General features: G+C 60.8%; 18 protein-coding genes. All 18 read left to right on the top strand.

Going from position 1 to position 21,413, the window contains the following annotated elements:
- Positions 1-2: 2 nt before the first annotated feature.
- The 18 genes from KI614_RS08200 (at position 3) to KI614_RS08115 (ending at position 21,408) form a co-directional block, all read left to right on the top strand.
- Positions 3-1,235, top strand: coding sequence for an ABC transporter permease (locus tag KI614_RS08200; RefSeq protein WP_226404415.1), 1,233 nt, complete (start codon positions 3-5; stop codon positions 1,233-1,235).
- On the top strand, positions 1,232-1,501 hold the full coding sequence (locus tag KI614_RS08195) for a phosphopantetheine-binding protein (protein ID WP_226404413.1): 270 nt from the start codon (positions 1,232-1,234) through the stop codon (positions 1,499-1,501). Before KI614_RS08200 ends, KI614_RS08195 begins: the two co-directional genes overlap by 4 nt.
- Complete coding sequence (locus KI614_RS08190; RefSeq protein WP_226404411.1) at positions 1,498-2,586, top strand: beta-ketoacyl synthase N-terminal-like domain-containing protein; 1,089 nt, start codon at positions 1,498-1,500, stop codon at positions 2,584-2,586. The genes KI614_RS08195 and KI614_RS08190 overlap by 4 nt, the downstream gene beginning before the upstream one ends.
- A complete protein-coding gene (locus KI614_RS08185) occupies positions 2,583-3,257 on the top strand; it encodes a hypothetical protein (RefSeq protein WP_226404409.1) in 675 nt (224 codons plus the stop codon). The genes KI614_RS08190 and KI614_RS08185 overlap by 4 nt, the downstream gene beginning before the upstream one ends.
- A gap of 18 nt (positions 3,258-3,275) precedes the next feature.
- Positions 3,276-4,133, top strand: coding sequence for a tetratricopeptide repeat protein (locus KI614_RS08180; RefSeq protein WP_226404407.1), 858 nt, complete (start codon positions 3,276-3,278; stop codon positions 4,131-4,133).
- 71 nt (positions 4,134-4,204) lie between these two features.
- Positions 4,205-5,104 (top strand): histone deacetylase, encoded by a 900-nt coding sequence (locus tag KI614_RS08175; RefSeq protein ID WP_226404405.1) that lies wholly within the window; start codon positions 4,205-4,207, stop codon positions 5,102-5,104.
- A 181-nt stretch (positions 5,105-5,285) separates the two neighbouring features.
- A complete protein-coding gene (locus KI614_RS08170; protein ID WP_226404402.1) occupies positions 5,286-7,541 on the top strand; it encodes a TonB-dependent hemoglobin/transferrin/lactoferrin family receptor in 2,256 nt (751 codons plus the stop codon).
- A gap of 81 nt (positions 7,542-7,622) precedes the next feature.
- Complete coding sequence (locus tag KI614_RS08165) at positions 7,623-7,886, top strand: hypothetical protein (protein WP_226404400.1); 264 nt, start codon at positions 7,623-7,625, stop codon at positions 7,884-7,886.
- 27 nt (positions 7,887-7,913) lie between these two features.
- Positions 7,914-11,882: a cobaltochelatase subunit CobN gene (gene cobN, locus KI614_RS08160; RefSeq protein ID WP_226404398.1), complete on the top strand. Its 3,969-nt coding sequence runs from the start codon at positions 7,914-7,916 to the stop codon at positions 11,880-11,882.
- Complete coding sequence (locus tag KI614_RS08155; RefSeq protein WP_226404396.1) at positions 11,879-14,005, top strand: TonB-dependent receptor plug domain-containing protein; 2,127 nt, start codon at positions 11,879-11,881, stop codon at positions 14,003-14,005. The genes cobN and KI614_RS08155 overlap by 4 nt, the downstream gene beginning before the upstream one ends.
- A gap of 38 nt (positions 14,006-14,043) precedes the next feature.
- Complete coding sequence (locus tag KI614_RS08150) at positions 14,044-14,328, top strand: hypothetical protein (protein WP_226404381.1); 285 nt, start codon at positions 14,044-14,046, stop codon at positions 14,326-14,328.
- Between the two features lie 89 nt (positions 14,329-14,417).
- Positions 14,418-14,876, top strand: a complete 459-nt coding sequence (locus KI614_RS08145; protein ID WP_226404379.1) for a MotA/TolQ/ExbB proton channel family protein — start codon at positions 14,418-14,420, stop codon at positions 14,874-14,876.
- Complete coding sequence (locus KI614_RS08140; RefSeq protein WP_203466615.1) at positions 14,873-15,202, top strand: DUF2149 domain-containing protein; 330 nt, start codon at positions 14,873-14,875, stop codon at positions 15,200-15,202. Before KI614_RS08145 ends, KI614_RS08140 begins: the two co-directional genes overlap by 4 nt.
- A 32-nt stretch (positions 15,203-15,234) precedes the next feature.
- On the top strand, positions 15,235-16,002 hold the full coding sequence (locus KI614_RS08135) for an EAL domain-containing protein (protein WP_226404376.1): 768 nt from the start codon (positions 15,235-15,237) through the stop codon (positions 16,000-16,002).
- A gap of 320 nt (positions 16,003-16,322) precedes the next feature.
- A complete protein-coding gene (gene rpsD / locus KI614_RS08130; protein WP_226404374.1) occupies positions 16,323-16,940 on the top strand; it encodes a 30S ribosomal protein S4 in 618 nt (205 codons plus the stop codon).
- 14 nt (positions 16,941-16,954) lie between these two features.
- Positions 16,955-17,173: a hemin uptake protein HemP gene (gene hemP / locus KI614_RS16360; RefSeq protein ID WP_264178054.1), complete on the top strand. Its 219-nt coding sequence runs from the start codon at positions 16,955-16,957 to the stop codon at positions 17,171-17,173.
- A gap of 75 nt (positions 17,174-17,248) precedes the next feature.
- Positions 17,249-19,171 carry a TonB-dependent receptor plug domain-containing protein gene (locus KI614_RS08120; protein ID WP_226404371.1) on the top strand — a complete coding sequence of 641 codons (1,923 nt, stop codon included), beginning with the start codon at positions 17,249-17,251 and terminating at the stop codon, positions 19,169-19,171.
- Between the two features lie 179 nt (positions 19,172-19,350).
- Positions 19,351-21,408, top strand: a complete 2,058-nt coding sequence (locus KI614_RS08115) for a TonB-dependent receptor (protein WP_226404369.1) — start codon at positions 19,351-19,353, stop codon at positions 21,406-21,408.
- The last annotated feature ends 5 nt before the right edge of the window (positions 21,409-21,413 follow it).

The following is a 21,413-nucleotide window of genomic DNA, read 5'->3' as shown; positions in this document are numbered from 1 at the left end:
CGATGTCACCCCGCCTGCTCGCTCTCTGGCTCAAGGAAACCATCGCACTGCTGCGCGACCGGCATGGCCTGCTTGCCCTGTTCATCATGCCGACCGTGTTCATCCTGGTCATGACCATGGCGCTGCGCGATGCCTTTTCACCGGGCGTGACGATCGATGCAGCCTATGTCGTGGTCGACCTCGACCATAGCCCGCATTCGGGCGCGCTGATCAAGCGTCTCGACAAGACCGCCGCTTTCCGTCGGCTGCCGCTGGAAGACAGCCCCGATCTCGCCCGCCAGGGCATTCTGCAAGGTCGCCAGACGCTGGCGCTGGTGCTGCCCAAAGGCTTCGGCGAACGCCTGCTGACGCCTTCCGGCGCCGACGGGCAAGCCAGCGAACCGTTGCAGTTGCTGCTTGACCCGGCGCTCAATCCGGCGCTGCAACTGGCTTTTCGCAATCAGGTAATGGCCGCCCTCGGTGCTTTGCGGGCCGACGAACTGACGCGCAAGGCTGGCAAGCTTTTCGGCCTGCCGCCTACTGCCGCCGCCGATAGCGAGAAGGACTGGCTGGATGAAATTCGCAGCGAAGCCGTGCGCAGTGACGCGAATCCCGGCATTCCCTCGTCGGTCCAGCAGAATGTGCCGGCCTGGCTGATCTTTGCAATGTTCTTTGTCGTCATTCCCGTTTCGTCGATTTTCATCATCGAGCGCCAGCAAGGCACGCTGCAACGCCTGCGCGCCATGGGCGTTCCGTTTCATCTGCTGCTTGCCGGCAAATTGCTGCCGTTTTTCATCGTCAATCAGTTGCAGGCCTTGCTCATGGTGCTGGTCGGCATCTATCTCGTGCCGCTCTTCGGCAGCGAAGCGCTCGACATGCCGGGCAAGCTGCCGCTGCTTTTCAACTGGTGGATCGTTTCGGTCGCCGTCAGCCTGGCTGCCGTGGCCTGGGCGCTGCTTGTCGCCAGCCTGGCCCGGACCTCGGAACAGGCAACCATTGTCGGCGGCGTCGGTAACATCCTGATGGGCGCGATTGGCGGCATCATGGTGCCCAAATTCATCATGCCGGCGGCGATGCAGACCCTGGCCGGTTTTTCGCCGATGGCCTGGGGGCTGGAAGGTTTCCATATCGTGATGTTGCGGCATGGCAGCCTGGGCGATCTGTGGCCCAGCCTCGCCCGCCTGCTCACTTTCGCCGCCTTGTCGCTGCTCGCTGCCATGTGGCTCAATCACCGTACCCGAACTGCCCAATCATGAACGCTGCCCTCTGTCTTGAACTCAAGCAACTGATCGTCGAAGCCTGTGACAAGGATTGTGATCCGGCCAGCATCGGCGACGACGAACTGCTGTTCGGGCCGGAAGCCGCGTTACAACTCGATTCGCTCGATGCCTTGCAGGTTTCGATGGCGATCAAGAAAAAATACGGCCTGCGCCTGCCGGACAGCAAGGAAACGCGGCGCATTCTGTCGAGCGTCGGCAACATGGCCGAGCATCTCGACGCCTGGCTTGCCAGCCGGGCATGAAGCGTCCCGTCCAGATTACCGGCAGCGCCCTGCTTTGCGCCCGGGGGGCAACCCCGCAGGCTGTTGCCCAGGCGCTGTGGGATGGCGAATGCAGTTCGCAGATGCGCCCGCTGGGTGAGCGCAGCTTTCCTTTCTTTGCCCTGCCGCTCGATGATACGGACTGGATGACACGGGCCGAGCAGGCCGTCCGCCGGGTTGTTGCGCAGCTTGGGCCGCTGGCACCGGAAACGCCCTTGTTCATTGCCTCTTCGTCCTACCAGATCGGCCATTTCGAGCAGCAGGCCCGGGCCGGACAACTGGACATGCCACCGGCCAGTGCCTCGTTCAGTCGGCAGATTGCTGACTGGGCCGGGCTGAGCGGACCATGCAGCAGTATTTCCAACGCCTGCATTTCGGGATTTTCGGCGATTGATGCGGCCCGCAGCCTGATCGCCGGCGGCCGGATCGACGAGGCCATCGTGCTCGGCATTGAGCTGGCCAACGACAGCACGCTGGCCGGCTTTGCAGCGATGGAACTGCTGGCCCGTCGCAGTTGCAGGCCGTTTGCGCCGCAGCGCGATGGTCTGGTGCTGGGTGAGGCCGTCTCGGCCATCCGGCTTTCTGCCGCGCCGGGGCGCTGGCGTATCGCCGGCCTGCGTACCGGCATCGACGCCTATTCGACGACGGGGCCGGACCCGGATGGCGGCCCGATTGCCCGTCTTGCGGTCGACTGCCTGAACGAGGCAGAAATGAAACCGGCCGATATCGAGTTGCTCAAACTCCAGGCGGCCGGTTCGCCCGGCACCGACCTGGCCGAAGCCAATGCCCTGCGCCGGATTTTTGGCAACGCCGTGCCGCCGCTGATTTCCTTCAAACCGTCTTTTGGCCACACGCTGGGCGCCAGCGGCATTGCCGAACTGGCGACGCTGATGGCTTGTCTCGATGGCGAGAAAATCCCGGCGACGCCCGGTTTCTCGCAAACCGACCCCGAAATCGGCCTGCAATTGATGGTCGACCGCAACAATGCCTACGTCGAGCGAGCCATGCTCAACCTGGTCGGTTTCGGCGGCGGCTTGGCAACGATGATCATCGAGCGTCAAGCATGAACTACCTGAACGCAGCATGCAGCCAGTCTTATGTGCCGAAAGATCTGCCTGCGGCGGTGCGCGCCGTGCTCGGCAAGCCTTTGCGCCGGGCTGCCGGACTGACCCAACTGGCGTTGCTCGGGGCGCTGGCTTGCATTCCACCGGAACGACGCAAACAGCCGACCGCCCTGCTCTGGCAATCCAGTCACGGCCCCCGGCTGGAAACGCAGGCCTTGCTCAACGAAGTCTGTCACGGCACGGCCGAACCGCTGCCTTACGATTTCCTGGCGACCCAGCCGGCGATTGCGGCGGCGCAAATCCAGCCTTTCCTGCTGGGTTTGCTGTCGGCGACTCATTTCCCGCTGGCCGAAGCCGGCCATGCTCACTGGGCGATGTTGCTGGCACTGGCCGACCATTGGCTGGCCGAAGGGCGCTACGCGCAGGTGCTGATCGCCCACCTCGATGCGCTGGCCGATGTCGCGGCCGGTGAATGGCTGCTGCTCAGCCGTGATCCCCTTGAAAACTCGCTCTGCCGCCTCCAGATAGATAGCCCGCCGTTGCCGGAAACACTGGCCGACAGCCCCAATTTTCCCGCCTTGCTGTGCCGCCAACTGGCGACTGGCAGTGCGTCCAGCTTTCAGATTGCCTCGTCTGGCCTGCCCGGCCCGGCACTGGCATTTGCCCGACTTTAACTTTTACAGGCTCAAACCATGTCCCAATTCCACTTTGACGTTTCCCTCGAAGAATTCGAAAGCAAGGTTCTCGCGCCGGCGCAGGAAGTGCCGGTTGTCGTCGATTTCTGGGCACCGTGGTGCGAGCCGTGCAAGACCTTGAAACCCTTGCTGGAAAAGCTGGCCGAGGAATATGCCGGTCGTTTCCTGCTGGCCAAGGTCAATGCCGATGAATCGCCCGAGCTGGCCCAGCACTTTGGCGTGCGCAGCATTCCGACGGTCAAGGTCCTGTTCCAGGGGCAGTTGGTCGATGAATTTACCGGCGCTTTGCCGGAGGGCCAGATTCGCGCTTTTCTCGACCGCTTTGCCCTGCCGCCGGCCACCGGCAGCAACCCGCGTGAAGAAGCGGCAGAACTTTGTGCCAACGGCCAGTTCGAAGAGGCATTGGCCAAGCTGATCGAAGCCAGCCGTGCCAAACCGGAAGATCAGGCGATTCAGCTCGATGCCGTTGAAGTCCTGATGCATCTTGGCCGCAACGACGAAGCCGGCGAACTGCTCGGCGGTGAATACAGCCAGGAAGTCGATCGGGCCAACGCCCTGCGGGCCCGTCTGGCGCTGACCGCCGGTGCTGCCGATACGGCCGAGATCGAAGCCCGACTGGCGGCCAACCCGGCCGATCATGCTGCCCGTCTCGAACTATCACGCGCCTATGCGGCACAAAGCCGCTTCCGCGAGGCACTCGAAGCGGCGCTCGAAGTGGTCATCCGCGACCGCAGTTTCGACGAAGGGGCCGGCCGCAAGGCGGTGCTGCAATTGTTCGAAGCACTCGGTGGCAGCGATCAATACGACGATCTGATCCGCGAATTCCGGCGCAAGATGTCGGCCGCGCTGAACTGAGCGGTCGCCGCGACCGATGGCGCAAAGCAGGCCCATGCGGTTTGCTTTGCGCTGAATGACAGCGTTCAGCCATGAAACTGTTCTACACCGATATTTTTGTTCTCCCGCTACCGGATGGCCATCGCTTTCCGATGGAGAAATATTCCCGCTTGCGCGCTGCCCTGCTCGACAGTGGCCTGTTTGCCGAAACCGACTTTCACCTGCCGGCAGCGGCCAGCGATGAAGCGTTGGCCCGCGCGCATGATCTTGAGTACATCCAGCGTGTTTGCCGCGGTCAACTGAGCGAATCGGAACAAAAAGCGATCGGCTTTCCATGGAGTGCGGCGATGGTTGAGCGCTCCCGCCGCTCGGCCGGAGCGACGCTGGCAGCCTGCCGGGCCGCACTTGACGATGGCGCAGCCGCCAACCTGGCCGGCGGCACGCATCATGCCTTCCGCAATCGCGGCGAAGGATTTTGCGTTTTCAACGATGCGGCAGTGGCTGCGCGAGCCATGCAGGCCGAAGGTCGTGCCGGACGGGTGTTGATCATTGATTGCGATGTTCATCAGGGCAATGGCACGGCCAGCATCCTGGCTGGCGATGACAGCATTTTTACTTTCTCGATGCACGGGGCGCACAATTTCCCGTTCACCAAGGAAATCAGCGACCTTGATATCGAACTGCCCGATGCTTGCACCGATCAGGCTTACTTGTTGCGCCTGGCCGATGGCCTTGATCTGGCGTTCGATTTGTCGCGACCGGATCTGGTGATTTATCTGGCGGGTGCCGATCCTTATTACGACGACCGTTTCGGTCGTCTGAGTCTCAGTTTCGATGGCCTGGCCGAACGCGACCTGCGCGTTTTCGAACATTGCCGGCAGCATCAGGTTGCCGTGGCTGTTGCCATGGCTGGCGGCTATGCGCGGCGTATCGAGGACACGGTCCAGATTCATTGCACAACGATCAAGCAGGCTTTTCGGCTGTTTCCATAGGCGTTGTCGGGGGATTATTGATTGACAAACCCGTTTGTCGAATTGATAATGATTCTTGTTAACGAATTGGTGATGCTTCTTGCTATCGCCAAAAAAATCAATTTGCACGACGTTTATTAGCCAGCCACCCACGGCATCCGCCCCAGGCAGCTCGCCAGATCTGATTATTCTGGGGAATTTCATGGGTTATGCCGTTGTCCCGCCGCATCTTTTAAAGCGTCGCTATCTTTCCGTTGTTATCAGCTTGCTTTGCGCTGGTTTGTCGCCAAATGTCTTGGCCGAACCAGCCGCTACCCTGGCCAGAAGTGAACGTCCGGGCGGCCTGCAACTGGCCGACGTAGTTGTTTCGGCAACGCGCACTGAACAGGATGTGCATGATGTGGCCAACACCATCACCAGTATTTCCGACAAGCGCATCGAGCAGGAGCAAGCTGCCGACATCAAGGATATGCTGCGATACGAATCCGGTGTCTCGGTCCGGTCAGAGCCAAATCGGGCTTCCGGCGTGTTTCGCGCCACCGGCCGGAGCGGTAACGAAGGGATCAATATTCGTGGGCTTGAGGGCAACCAGGTCCTGTTGCAGGTCGATGGCGTCCGCCTGCCGGCCAGTTATGCCAGCGGTCCTTATGCGGCCGGGCGCGGCGACTATATCGATATCGAGGCTTACAAACGGGTTGAAATCCTGCGTGGCCCTTCATCGACCCAGTTTGGCAGCGACGGGCTGGCCGGCGCCGTTTCTTTCCTGACCAAGGATCCCGGTGATCTGCTGACGCTGGGCAAACCTTCGCAAACGGCACTCAAACTCGCTTATTCCACGGTCGACAATAGCTGGACCACCGTTCCCTCGTTCGCCTATGCCGATGAAACGGTCGAGGCCATGCTGCTGGCCAGTTTGCGGCGAGGCCATGAAACCGACAACAAGGGCGACAACCACGCCAGCAATGTCACGCGTACGGTACCGAACCCACAGGATACGCAGTCGAATTACGTGCTCGGCAAAGTCGTCATCAAGCCGAACAGAAATCACAAGATCAAGCTGACGGCAGAAAACCTGGATCGCCAGGTCGATACGACCGCTCTCAGCTTCCTCGGCGATGCCTATGCTGCAGCCGGGCTGAATCAGGTGGCCCTGCGCGAGGATATTACGCGCCGCTTGTTCAAGCTCGATTACGACTACAACAATATCGACAACCCACTGTTCCAGCGGATGACGGCCGCCTTGTACAACCAGCAATCGGAAAATCGCCAATGGGGTCTGGAAGGCAAGAGTACCGCCAGTTCGTGGGGCACTTCACGTTGGCGTGACACCCGGTATGCCGAAGAGGTGATTGGCGGCAGCTTGCAACTGGAAAGCAATTTCGGTGAATACATCAGCCACCGGATCATCTACGGCATGGATGCCAGCACAACCGAGGTCACCTCGCTCAAGGATGGCTACAACAGCGCCGGGGCAGCTTTCGTCAAAAACAAGAGCTTCCCGGATACCGACTACAGCTTGCTTGGTGCCTTTGTCCAGGATGAAATCGGCATCGGCCCGTTCAGCCTGATTCCCGGCGTTCGTTTTGACAGCTTCAAGATGACGCCCAAGGCCGACAGCCTGTACCGGGTCAATAACACAACCGAACCGGCCAAGCTCGATGGACGCGAGGTTTCGCCGAAATTCGGCGTAATCTGGAAGCTCGACCCGATGGCCAACCTGTTCGCCCAGTACGCTCACGGTTTCCGCGCACCGACGCCGACCCAGGTCAATGGTGGCGTCACCAACCTGACGGCCGCCGATCCTTATACTTCGCTCGGCAATCCTGAACTCAAGCCGGAAACCAGCGATTCGGTCGAACTGGGGATACGCGGCAGGAGCCAGTCGGTACGGTATAGCGCCAGCGCCTTCCGCGGTGAGTACAAGAATTTCATTGCGAGCAACGTGCTGGTCGAATCAAACGCCGCTCCGACGCCGGATGTTTACAAGACCATCAACCTGAGCAATGTCGAAATCAGCGGCTACGAATTTCGTGGCGACTGGGCGTTTCATCGTGACTGGAGCGCTTCGGCCAGTTATGCCCACACCATCGGCGATGCTCGGCAGAACGGCGTAAAGACGCCATTGGCAACGATTGATCCGGACAAGGTCGTTCTTGGCTTGCGCTATGACAACGGCCAGCAATACGGCTCGCAATTGATGCTGACCGCGGTCGAGCGCAAAAAGCGCAATCCTGATACGACAAGCAGCTACAACACCGGCGGCTTTGCGATTCTCGACCTGACCGCTTATTACCAGATCAACAAAAATCTCACCCTGAACGGCGGCATTTTCAACCTGTTCGACCGCAAATATTTTCTGTGGGCCGATGTCCGCAATCAGTCGCCGACGTATGCCCAGATCGATGCATTCAGCCAGCCGGGACGCAATGCTTCGCTCAGCCTGAAATATCAGTTCTAGCCGGCAGCCCATCACTCAACCAGTCCGCTTTGCGCTGGCAGCCAGCTCACCAAGGTTGCCAGCGTCTTTTTTGGAATCCCCATGTCTGCAAAAAAAACCGAAGCCGATGCCTTGATCGGCACCCTGCTGTCGCAAATGACCGAATTCTCATGCCTCGGTTGTCCGCAGCAGGCACTCGACATACGTCGTCAGTTGGCTCGCTTGCAACGCTATCCGGACAGCGAGATTGCCCCGTCACTGAAACAGCTGGGACGACATCTCGAACAGGAATGGACGCAACTCCATTTCGCCATTGCCGATGATCTTTCCCCCGATACCGGCGACCAGCTGGCCGTCTTCCACTGATTCAACCGATTGCCTGCCAGGAAACGCATGTCTTTGTTAAGCCGCATTTTGCTCGTCGCGACCCTGCTGTTTACCCAGTGGGCGTCGGCTGAGTCCATTCTCATCATCGCCACCTCTCCGGTACCCCCTGCCAAATTCAGGACGGTTGCCGAAATCGGTGCGGCGCATGGTTTCAAGGTCGAAGCGCATTTCGCCGAACGACTGCCCGTCGAGCAGATCGATACCTTGTTCAAGGGCCACGATATCGTGCTCTTCGATGCCGCGCGCAGTCACATGCAGGATGCGGTCAAAGGCAAACTGGCCAAGGTGCTGCCCGGCCTCAAGGCGCCGCATATCTGGATGCGCGACAACGGGCCGCTGGCTGAAGGTTTCCCCAAAGCCGTTGCCGAACGTCTGCACGCCTATTACACCAACGGCGGCCGAGCCAATTACGAAGGCTTCTTCAAGACGCTGGCGGCCGATCGGCGCGGCCAGTCGACGGCGGGTATTGCGCCGCCCTTCATTTTCCCGGATGCCGCGGTCTACCACCCGAAAGCACCGAATTTGATCTTCGCCACACCGACCGACTATTTTCGCTGGAAAGGGATCGATCCGGCCAAGCGGCCGCCGACCGTGGCAATCGCCTTTCACCAGATCTACATTGGTGCCGAACAAACCGCCTTCATCGATGACATGATTCGCCGCATCGAGGCTGCCGGCGCTATTGCACTCCCCTACTACGCCGGGGTTCTCGGTCCGCACGAAGCGATGCTGACGGCCGGCGGCAAAGTGGTGGCCGACGCGGTGATCAACACCCAGATCGTGCTCGACCCGGAAGGCCGGCGCAGCGAACTGGCCAAGCTTGGCATTCCGGTCATCCAGGCGCTGGCCTACCGCAAGGGCGACGAAGCAGCCTGGCGGGCAGATCCGCAAGGCTTGCCGCTGATCGATGTACCGTTCTATCTGGCGCAAGGCGAATACGCCGGGATCATCGATGCTGTGGTGAGCAACACGACGCGCAAGCCGGATGGCGAAACCCATGTCATCGCCGAGCAGACTGCTGCCGTGACCAACAAGGCGTTGAATCTGGTCCGTCTGCAGCGCCTGAACAACGCCGACAAGAAAGTCGCCGTGTTCTACTGGAATTACCCACCGGGCGAAAAAAACCTGTCGGCCTCCTACCTCAACGTCACGCGCAGCGCCGTCGCCACCTTGAAAATGCTGCAGGCCGCCGGCTATGACACGCGCGCCGACGAAGAAACCGTGCTGATCAACAATCTGCAGCGCCTGCTCGCGCCTTACTATCGCGATGGCGAACTACAGTCATTGCTCAACGACGGGCTGGCCGAGCGCCTGCCGGTCAAGACCTACCGCGCCTGGCTGGATGGACTGCCGCCGGACGTGCGCAACGAGTTGAACGAACGCTGGGGTGCGCCTGAAAAATCGGCCATGGTCATCGTCGACCGCGGCGAAGCGGTGTTCGTCATCCCGCGCTTTGCGGCCGGCAAAATCATCTTCACGCCGCAGGCCCCGCGCGGCGAACGCTGGGAAGAAAAGGAAAAGGCGCTCTACCACTCGACCAAGGCTGCCCCATCGCACTTCTACCTGGCCCAGTACCTGTGGGCGCGGGCCGGTTTCAAGGCCGATGCGATCATCCATTACGGCACGCACGGCTCGCAGGAATGGCTGCCAGGCAAGGAGCGCGGGCTGTCGATGTCCGACTACCCGATGCTCGCCGTCGGAGATGTGCCGGTCGTTTATCCCTACATTGTCGACAACATCGGCGAAGCGCTGCAGACCAAGCGTCGCGGCCGGGCTGTCACCGTCAGCCACCAGACACCGCCCTTCGCACCAGCCGGCCTGCATGATGTGCTGACCAAAATCCACGACCTGCTGCACGCCTGGCTGGCCCAGGACGAAGGCTCGGTGAAGGGCAAGCTGGCGGTCGACCTGAAAAAACAGGTCAAAACCGAACGCATCGGCAAGGACATGGGCTGGAACGACGAGCGCATCGAGCGCGAATTCCCGCTGTTCATCAACGAACTGCACGACCACCTGCACGAACTGGCGCAGACCGCCCAGCCGCTCGGCCTGCACACCTTCGGTACGCCACCGCTCGAAAAGCATCGCCTCGGCACCGTGCTGCTGATGCTCGGCAAGCCCTACTGGGAAGCCGCCGCCCGCGCCGCCGGGGTCAAGGAGGATGACCTCGATGAAACCTTCGTCGGCGACTATCAGAAACTGGCCGAGTCGGCGCCGTGGCAACTGCTCACCAGCTACCTGGCCGATGGCAAGGTACCGGCCGACGCCAAGCTGGCCGGACAACTGGCCCAAGGCAAGCGCTGGTATGCCGATCTCGGTGCGGCCGGCGAAATGGATGGCCTGCTCTCGGCGCTGGCCGGCCAGCATCGGCCGACCTCCTACGGCGGCGATCCGATGAAGAACCCGGATGCGCTGCCAACCGGGCGCAATCTGTACGGCTTCGATCCGTCACGGGTGCCGACCCAGCAAGCCTGGGCCGCCGGCAAGGAAGCCGCCGAAGCACTGATCGCCGCGCACCGGGCAAAAGCCGGCAAAGCGCCGAAGAAGCTCGCCTTCTCGTTGTGGTCGGTCGAAACCATGCGTCACCAGGGCCTGCTCGAAGCGCAAGCATTGTGGGCGATGGGCGTCGAACCGGTGTGGGATAGCGGCGGTCGGGTGATCGACGTCAGGCTGGTGCCGCGCGAGCAATTGCAGCGACCGCGCGTCGATGTCGTGCTCTCGGCCACCGGCCTCTATCGCGACCATTTTCCGAACGCCATGAAGCAACTGGCCAAGGCGGTCGAACTGGCGGCCCGCGCCGAAGAAAGCGACAACCCGATGTACGCCAACAGCCGCGCCATCGCTGCCCGTCTGGTCAAGCAAGGCGTGCCGGAAGCGGCAGCCAGGAAGGCATCGGAGACGCGCATCTTCTCCTCCGAATCCGGCCGTTACGGCACCGGTCTGGACGATGCAGCACTGGCCACCGACACCTGGAAGAACAAGGCCGAGGGCGACCGCAAGCTGGCCAATATCTACCTTTCCAAGATGCAGTTTGCCTACGGCACCGACGAATCGACCTGGGGCAGCAAAGGCATCGCCGGCAGCGAGGGCAAGGGCGGCCAGGTCAATCTCTACGCCGAGCACCTGAAAGGCACCGAAGGCGCCGTGCTGTCGCGCACCTCCAACCTCTACGGCATGCTGACCACCGACGATCCCTTCCAGTACCTCGGCGGGATCGGTGCGGCGGTGCGCCAACTCGACGGCAAGGCGCCGGAACTCTACATCTCCAATCTGCGCGGAGCGGGACCCAATGCGGGCTCGGGCAAGGTCGAGGGCGCCGCCCAGTTTCTCGCCAAGGAGCTGGCGACCCGCAATTTCCACCCTGGCTATATCAAGGGCCTGATGGATGAAGGCTATTCCGGCACGCTGCAGGTGCTCGACTCGGTCAACAACTTCACCGGGTGGACCACGGTGTCGCGCGAAATTGTCCGCGACGATCAGTGGCAGGAGTTCGTCGATGTCTATGTTCGCGACAAGCACAAGCTCGGCTTGAAGCAGTGGTTCGAGCAGAACAACCCGCATGCGCTGGCCCAGACGATGGAAAAAATGCTGGAAATGGCCCGCCAGGGTTACTGGCAGGCCGATGCCAAGACCGTCGCCGAACTCAAGGAGCGTTATCGCGAACTGGCCAAGCGCCATGATGTACAGAGCAGCAATGCCGCCTTCGAAAAATTTGTCGCGCCGGGCTTCGGGCTGGCTGCCACACAGCCGGCAGCGCCCTCCCCGACCCAGCCGCAGCGCGCCGCCGATCTCTCACCGCCGCCAGCCGCACCGAAACCGCCACCGATCCAGGGCATGCGGCTGGAAAAAGTAGAGAACACGCCACCCCCTGCCCCGCCGGCCGTACTGGCCTTGCTTGGTTCTTCGCTTCTGTTGCTGGCGACCTGCGGTGGCGGCTTGTCGGCCCTGCGCCGTCAAAATCGGAGTCATCGATGACCAAGCGGATGGCGCATCGACTGCTGGCCGGATTACTGCTGCCGTCGCTGGCGTTGGCCGAAGTTGTCCCGACTCTTCGGGAAGTGAGCGTCAGCGCCCGCAGCGATGGCGATGAAGAGCGCCGTGCCGCAGTGACCCAGAAAACCGTGCTCGACAAGACGGAAATCGAGGCTTTGGGCGGGTTGACCGTCGGAGAGGTGATTCGCAAGCTGCCCGGCATCGAAGCCGGCGCGCATAACGGCGATGGCGGACCGAGCGCCAACGCGCGCGGCATGGGGCGCGATGCGGTGCAGTTCCTGGTCGATGGCGAACGCCCCTCGGCCAATGCCCGCTACGCGCTGACCACGGTCGGCCGCCTGCCATCGGGCGAGCTGGAACGCATCGAAATCCTGCGCGGCGCCTCGGCCGAGCATGGCGGCTCGGCCCCGCTCACGGTCAATCTGGTGATGCGCAAAGCGCGTCCGCAAGACTCGGCCAACATCAAGCTAGCCGTCGGCCAGCGTGGCGATGAAGCCAACACGCAATTCACCGCCAGCCTGGGTGGCGGCGACAAGGCGTTTTCGTGGGTTTTTCCGGTGACGGTCAATCATCACGGCATGCCGCTCGACAAAACCACCTCCCGCCAGGTGTCGACCGCAGGAAACCGGACGTTGTGGCAGGAAGAGCGCGAGCAAGGCAATTACCAGCTCGATGAGTTGATCCTTTCGCCCCGCCTCAGCTGGCGCGAAGCGAGCCACAGCCTGACACTGTGGCCCAGCTTGTATCACAACCAGGGCGAGCGGCGGACGAGTCTCACCCGTCAGGCTTACAGCAGTCCGGCAAGCGGCAGCGGACTGATGGCCGATGGTGGTCGGCGGGAAGATGAAAATAGCCACTTGACGATTGCCCGTTTGCGGGCCGAAGGCGAAACTCGGCTGGCCGCCGGCAAACTCTCGGCGCGCGCGGCGGTGATGGACAGTCAGCGCCGTAGCGATACCGACCGTCGCTGGACGGATGCCGGTGGCAGCAGCAGCGCCGCCCGTGAAGCATTGGCGCGCGATGAAAACGAGTTTTCATCGGCCATCCGGCTTGACCGCAACATCGGCGAAGGCCTCTTTTCGCTCGGTCTGGAGCAAGGCTGGCTGCGCCGCGAGGAACGGCAGGCGGTGAGCGGTGCGAGCAACTACCGCAGCCAGCATCAGGCTGAAGCCCGGCAATGGACCGCCTGGCTGCAGCATGAATGGACGGCCACCCAGGCGTTGTCGCTGACCGGCGGTTTGCGCGGTGAAGCGATTCGGCTTGAAACCGATGGGCGCAGCCAGAATGCCGGGCAAGTCGCACCATCCTTGGCTGCCCGCCTCGAACTGACGCCCGGCCTGATTTTCCGGACCTCGCTCGGGGCCGGCATCAAGGCGCCGAAATTGGATGAAATTTCCGGGTTGACCGTGCAAGGCAGCGGCTATAACAGTCCGCTCGAAGCCGACCGCGCCGGCAACCCGAATCTTGTCGCCGAACGCAACATCAATTGGGAGGCCGCGCTCGACCAGCAATTGGCAAACGGTGCCGGCAGTGTCGGAGCCAACATCTACTTGCGGCGTACCGAAAATTTCATCGAACGACGCACGCAACAGGAAGCCGGACGCTGGGTCGATCGCCCCTACAACGAAGGGCGCGCCCAGCACTACGGGCTGGAGCTCGACAGCAAACTCAAGGGTGACGCCTTCGGCTTCAAGGGCAGCACCCTGCGCAGCCATCTGACCCTGCCGCAAGGCCGGGTCGATGATGAGCGCCTCGGTGTCCAGCGCGATGTTCGCGACCTGCCGCGTTACCAGCTGACCCTTGGGTTCGATCAAAGCCTGCCTTTCCTGCAGGCAACAACCGGCTTCCAGCTCAACCAATTCGGCCCGAGCCGCAGCGCCGTGGCCAATGAACTGAGCAACCGGCAACAAGCCCGTACCTTGCTCGATCTCTATGCCGTTCGCCGCCTCACCGCACAACTCAACCTGCGCCTTGAGGCCCAGAACCTGCTGCGCGCCGATACCCGCCGGGTGGCCGATGCCCGTGATGCGAACGACAACTGGCAACTGAACAGCACCGAACGCGGCCAACGAACCCTGATGCTTTCGCTGGAAGGCAAATGGTGAACGAACTCCCCCCTTTGATAAGGCGCACGCGTGGCCTGATGTCAGTTGCTTTCATCGGCATCGCTCTGTCCCTGTTTTTTCACACGCCGACACCGGCGCTGCTCGGTATGGCGATCATCGGCAGCATTGCCTTGATCGCCGGTGTCCGCTATTCGGCTTGGCAATGGCTCATTTTTTACGTGGTGATTTGCATTCAAGTCATTGTCGTTCGACTGCTTCAAGACAATGACTTTGCCATCGTCCAGTGTCTTGCCTTGCAAATTGCCATTGCTACCGCCGTGCTCCGTATGCAAGGTACCCGGCCAACGCGGGAAGGCAAGTGATAGATCGCCAGCCCTCACCCAAAACTTGTCTTAACCAAACCATTTTTAATTAGATAGGAATTTCTATGTCAAACCTTGTTGAACTAAGCATGTACCAAATTTCGCAGCTGTTCCTGCTGCCAACTCTGGCTCTGATTTCCGGCCTTTTTCTTTATGCTTTCTGGGTGCTTGGTGAGTTTCTGTTGCTCGCGATGTATCGAAAAAAAGGATTGGGCCGACCGCTGGTCAGCGATTTTCGCCAAAATCCGGCGTTGACCGCGGACCAGCTCGACCTGCTCGCCCACAAGGCGCTGGAGAACCCGCGCATCGCCAGCCGGGTGACGCCGATGCTCGGCCTGGTGGCGACGATGATCCCGATGGGTCCGGCCCTGAAATCATTGTCCGACGGCAACCTGGCCCAGGTGTCGGAAAACCTGACGATCGCCTTCTCGGCCGTCATCCTGGCACTGATCGCCGCCTCGATCACCTACTGGGTGGTCAATGTCCGCCGCCGCTGGCTGGCCGAGGAAATGCTGGAAATTGAAACCCTGCGCGGAGCCGCAGCATGAGCCTGAAACTGCTGCACGAACCGGAAACCGAGGACCCGATCCTGTCGGTGGTCAACCTGATCGACATCTTCCTCGTCATCATCGCCGCGCTGCTCATCACTGTCGCCCAGAACCCGCTGATCAATCCCTTCAACAAGCAGGACGTCACCGTGATCACCGATCCGGGCAAGCCGAGCATGGAGGTAATGATCAAGAAGGGCGAAAAAATCGAGAAATACAAGGCCAACGGCAACATCGGCAGCGGCGACGGCGAAAAGGCCGGCGTCGCCTACAAGATGAAGGATGGCTCGATGGTTTACGTCCCCGAAGGTGTGCCGGCCAATTAGCGCAGTTATTCCATGAACTTTTGAAAGCCAATGTGCCGCAACCCAAAATCCATCCGCATCGCATTCTCGAATGCCTCAACAGTCGCCGCTTCGGCGTCGAATACCAGCCGCTGGTGTCGACCCGTACCGGTGATGCGCAGTGCCATGAAGCACTGGCCCGTTTCATCGATACGACCGGCCACGCCTTGCCGCCCGATCATGTATTCGAGGCTTTGCATGCCAATCCCCTGCTCCTGCTGCATGCCGAACTGGAAATGAAGCGTCTGCAACTGGCCGAGGCACCGCAGCATGGCCTGCTCTTCGTCAACCTCGATCCCGACAGTTATGCCGTGGGCGAAGCCGAGGATGGTGAAAACGTTTTCCTGCCCGTTTTGCGGCAGCAACGCAGCCGGCTGGTGGTCGAAGTGATCGAGAACCTGCATTTGCAGGACGTCGATCTCTCCGAGCGCATGATGCGCCAGCTCGACCAGGAGAAGATTCGCCTGGCAATCGACGACCTGGCTTCGTCACGCGGTCTGGTTTCCTATGCCGCACTGATGCACGCAGCCTTCCTGAAATTCGACCGTTCTTGGCTGGTCGGCGAAATGTCGGCCAAGCAGCGCACCATCCTGACCTGGGCGCTGGCCCAGGCGGCCGATCTCGGGCTGACGACGGTGCTTGAAGGGATAGAAACCGAGGATCACCTGGCGATGGCCCGACAAATGGGGTTCGATCTGGTGCAGGGCTTCCTTTTCCGGGATCGCTTCATCCGGCGCGGCTGTCTGGTCAAACCGGCCGACCGGCAGAAACAAATCGCCTGACGAGTCATATTGCTTGACCCGAATCGCTTTATTGATAATAATTCTTATTTAGATCGAAGGCGTCATTCCTTGAATCGGAAGACGCTTTCCCTCCCCCGATTCAGCCAGCCATCCGGGTATCCGGCCAGCCAGCCAGTTTTTGTCAAAACGTCTGGAGTGCCTCATGGATAACACCGACCTGTTTGCTGAATGCCGGCGATCAGCCACGAACCACCTGCTTTCAGCATCTGTCCCTGTTTTTCGGCGTCACCCGCCACGGGTTTTGTCGTTTTTAGCCCGTTGACCGCAGCAGACCGTCAAATTCACTGAAAGAAAAGAATATGTCCCGTTACACCGGCCCCCGTCTCAAGGTTTTGCGCGCTCTGGGCGTCGATCTGCCCGGCCTGAGCCGTAAAACGATGCAGGATCGACCGCAGCCCCCCGGTCAGCATGGCGCACGCAAGCTGAGCAGCCGCAAGTCCGAATTTGGCTTGCAACTGATGGAAAAGCAAAAGTTGCGTTACAACTACGGCCTCTCCGAGCGCCAGTTGCGTCGCGTCGTGCTGGATGCCAAGAAGGATCGCGGCGCGACCGGTGACAAGCTGGTTGAACTACTCGAACGCCGTCTCGACAATCTTGTATTTCGGGCCGGTTTCGCACCCACCATCCCGGCCGCCCGGCAACTGGTCAGCCACGGTCACTTCGCCCTCAATGGCCGGCGTGTCACGGTTCCATCGATTCGCATCCGTGTCGGCGATGCCTTCGGCCCGACCGAGCAAGGCGGCAAACTCACCGCCATTCGCAGCGCCCTCGAAAGCCCGGCACTTGAACGTCCGGAATGGATCGCGCTCGACAGCACGACACTGACTGCCCGCCTCAGCCATCTGCCGGATGGTACGTCGGCCCCCTTCCCGATCGACTTGCAGCGCATCGTCGAGTATTACGCCACCCGAATGTAAGGATGAGCCATCCCATGCAACACCAGAAACAAACAGTCAAAACGCCATTCAACCGGCACTTGCGTCACTCACAGGACAATCTTCCGGCCAGCCCGCCGGCCAGCCGGAGCGATGGCCACAGAATCACCAGCCAGAGCCTGTTCGGCAATCATCAGGAGATCAGCATCATGCATGGCGGCGAACGCTACAGCTTGCGAATCACCCGCCTGGACAAGCTGATTCTGACCAAATAACCATCGACCCAGACCGCTTTGCCAGCCACCTGAAGTGCAGGAAGCCAGCCTATTTCCATGATTTCAGGAGGCTTCATGCACCCCACTCATCCCCGCTTCAGACTGCGCGTCGGCACGCTTGCCATCCTCGGTGCGCTTGGCGGCTTCGCGCAGGATGGCTTGACCGAAGAAACGACGCTGAAACAAACCGTGGTCAGCGCCACCTTGTCCGAACACGAAACCCGCACGGCACCGGCGTCAATCAGCGTGATCAGCCGTGAAGAGCTTGAAGAGCGCAACGCTACCGATTTGCTCGATGCCGTCCGCGGCAGCCCCGGCATCACGCTTTCGCCACGCCAGGTCGGCGGTCGCAAGACGCTGGCGTTACGCGGGCTGGAAGGCAAACACACGCTGACGCTGATCGACGGGCGCCGCATTGCTCCCTCTGACGATGTCGTTGGCCATTCCGACTACCAGTACGGCTGGCTGCCAGTTTCAGCCATCGAACGGGTTGAAATCATTCGCGGCCCGATGTCTACCCTGTATGGTTCCGAGGCGCTCGGCGGGGTGATCAATCTGATCACCCGCCAACCCAAAGACAAATGGATCGGCTCGTTGATGCTTTCGGGGTCGGCCCTGGCCGACAACGATGGCGGCCAGGGAGCTCAGGGCTCGGTTTTTGCCGCCGGCCCGGTCGGCGAACGGGTGACGCTGCGCGTCAATGGTGAGAGCACGCAACGTGCTGCCGTCGCCAACAAGGACGACCGGCGCTATTCGGAAATCGAGGGACGCAAGACACGGACTGCCGGTCTGGGCGGCACCCTCAAGTTGACTGAGTCGCAAAGTGTCGATGTCCAGTGGAGCAAGGGCGACGAGGTACGCACTTACGACGATGTGAGCAGTGCCGGAAAAACTTACGAAAATCGCTACGACATCGAAAAGTCCCAAGCCAGCATCGCCTGGAAAGGCGAGTTCGGTGCCTGGCGCAGCCAGGTTCGGGCTTATCGCAGCGAAATCGACGTGACCAATACGCGAACCAATGGCGTCAGCGCAACCCGGCCGCAAAACATGAGCGACGAGGTTGTCGATGCCTTTGCCGCGATCAAGCTGGGGGGGCAGATCATCACGATTGGCGGCGAGCACCGGACGGAATCGCTGAAAAACAGTGGCCTGGTCGGCGGCAAGGACAGCGCAACGCACAAGGCACTGTTCATCCAGGACGAAATTGCGCTCGGCAGCAGCGTGATGCTGACCGCCGGCGTGCGCGGCGACGAACACGAACTGTTCGGCTCGGAAGCCAGCCCGCGCGCCTACCTGGTCTGGGAAGCCAGTCCGGAACTGGTCATCAAGGGGGGCTACGGCCACGCCTTCAAGGCGCCGACGCTGAAGCAGATTTCGCCCAGCTATATCGGTGCCGAAGGGCCGCATACTTTTCTTGGCAACGGCAACATCCAGCCTGAAAAATCCGACTCGCTCGAAATCAGCGCCGACTGGAAGCGCGGCCCGCTCAATCTGCGGGCAACCCTGTTCCACACCAAGGTTGACGATCTGATCACCTATCGCCTGATCAAGACGGTCGGCATTCGCCGTACCTATCTTTACGACAACGTCGACAAGGCAACGATCAACGGTCTGGAAACCGGCTTCAGCTGGAATGTCGGCAGCAACTGGCTGTGGAACGTCAATCTGACCCTGCTCGATACCCAGGATGAAACGACTGGCAAGGCATTGAACGATCGGCCGGGAGTATCGTTGGCTTCAACCGTCGATTGGACCATCGGCCATGGCTGGAGCAGTCGCGGCGGGGTTGAATACTATGGCGATCAAAGCAGCAGTACCGGCGACCTGCCCGCCTATGCTTTGTGGAATGCCAGTGTCGGCAAGCGTTTCGACCAGACATTCAGCCTCCGGGCCGGCGTCAACAACCTGACCGATGTCCGGCTGGCCGAAAAATCAGCCAATTTCGGCTATGCCGAACTGGGGCGCAATCTGTATGTGACGCTGCGCGCCGATTTCTGAAGCCGGACAACTCAGTACGCCCGGATGCGATCTGTCGCCTCCGGGCGTTTTACTTTGGACGACAAAAATGACATCAATCAAATTAACAATCATTCTCATTTGGTAAAGTGTTAGCGTTTTCTGATTAATGATCAGGCAAGCCAGCCTACGCCAGCCAGCCGCATTCACTGGAGCTGTTCATGGACTTGCCTCGCCTTAGTACCGTCACGATTGCCCTGCTTGTTGCCTTTTCCACGGTCAACGCCCAGGAAAGCACACTTTCTGCTGTCAATGTCACCGCCAAGGGTTATGCCGCCAACGATCTCGATACGCCGCTATCGACCACCACGCTCGACCGCGATGAAATTGCCCGGCGCGGTGCGGCCAATGTCGGCGATGCCTTGCGCGGAGAGCCCGGCATCGCCATTTCGAACGATAGCGCCCAGGGGCAGAATCCGGTGATTCGCGGCCTCGGCAAGGAAAGCACCGTCTTGCTGGTCGATGGCATGCGCTTCAATTCGGCCCAGCCGGCCGGCGCGATTGCTTCGTTCATGACACTCGGTCTGGCTGAACGGATTGAAGTGATCAAGGGCGGTGCTTCGGTCCTCTATGGCACCGGGGCGCTCGGTGGCGCGATTAACGTCCTGCTGCCGCAAGCCCGGTTTGTTCCCGGTTTCGGACTGGAAACCGGTGTCAGTTTCGACAGCGCCAGCCAGGGTATGCGCGGTACGGCCGTACTCAACGCCAGTGCCGGTGATCATGCGTTGATGCTCGGCGCTTCGCTGGCCAGGATCGATGATTACAAATCGCCGGAGGGCAAGGTTGCCCGCACCGGCTATGACTCGGATGCCTTGATCAGCCAGTACCGTTTCCGGATCGATGCCCGGCAGCAATTGCGTATTTCAGCCCAAATGCACAAGGATGAAGACGTCTGGTACGCCGGTTCGACCAAGCCGCATGCCAGCCCGCTAGTCGGCAGCACCACCGTGCATTCGCCGGAACAGGAGCGCCGCCTGCTTGAGATCGGCTACAACCGCCAGGGCACAGGCGAAGCGCCGGTCAATCTGGATCTCCGCGTCTATCGGCAGGAAATGGAGCGCAACATCAATTCCTGGGCCAACAATCTGAATCGCGACATCGTCACCAACCGGGTCACTTTCGAAACCAACGGTTTCGATGCCAAGGCCGATTGGCTGGTTCATCCGCAGCACCTGCTGTCCTTTGGCGTCAATGCCTGGGAAATGAGCGGCAATCCGGATCGCAAGATGGCCAGTGCGGCGCCCTTCACCACGCTGAATGCCAACAATCCTTTCCAGGATGCCAAGATCAGGGCGCTCGGCTTTTACGTCCAGGACGACATGCGCTTCGGCCGGCTCAACCTGCTGGCCGGGTTGCGCTACGACACGGTCAAGAGCGAGGCCGCCAGCATGGGCAACGGTGCCCGGACGACCGGTCTCGACGGCTCGGACAGCGCCGTTTCAGGCAGCTTTGGCGCCATTTACGAAGTCGCCCCGCTGTTCCGCCCCTACGCCAATTACGCCCGCGCTTTCCGGGCACCGGGGATGCGTGAGCGTTACGAGTCCGGCCTGCGCGGCGATGGCTATTTCTATGCCGGCAGCCCTGAAGTCGAGGCCGAAAAGGCCGACCAGTTCGAGATTGGCATCAAAGGCGCGAATACCACGGTCGACTATGGCATTTCGGCCTTTTACAACCAGATCGACAACTACATGACCGGCCAGATTCTGAGCGGTGCAGCCGCTACGGCCGCATGCGGTGCGCCAAATGCCGGCAACTGCAAAAAAACGGTCAATCTCGGCAGCGCCACGCTTTACGGTATCGAAGCGCACGCCCGCTGGCAGTTTGTCGCCGGTCAGTGGTTGAGCGCTGGCTACTCGCGTATTCGTGGCGAAAACGACGATCTCAACGAACCCTTGTTCCAGATGCCGGCCGATGAAGTGTCGCTCGGCTGGATGGGGCGCGTCATGCCTGGCGTGAAGGCCGACTTCACGCTGCGTCTGGTCGACCGCCAGGACCGGGTGGCGACGCAATTCACGCGCGGTGCCGAAAACGCAACCGCCGGTTTCGTTACGGCCGACCTGGGTGCCAGCTGGCAATTTGCCAAGAATCAGAGCCTGCGTTTTGCGGTCAGGAACCTGGCTGACAAGATTTACCATGAGCACCTGACCGAAGGTGTTTCCGGCGCTGAAATCAAGGCACCGGGCCGTAGCGTCCAGCTTGCCTGGCGCGGTAGTTTTTAATCCTT

The organism is Dechloromonas denitrificans, assembly GCF_020510665.1.
GTDB classification, from domain to species: Bacteria; Pseudomonadota; Gammaproteobacteria; order Burkholderiales; family Rhodocyclaceae; genus Azonexus; species Azonexus denitrificans_B.
The sequence above is the reverse complement of the archived record's forward strand: the minus strand, read 5'-3'. Positions and strand labels throughout refer to the sequence as shown.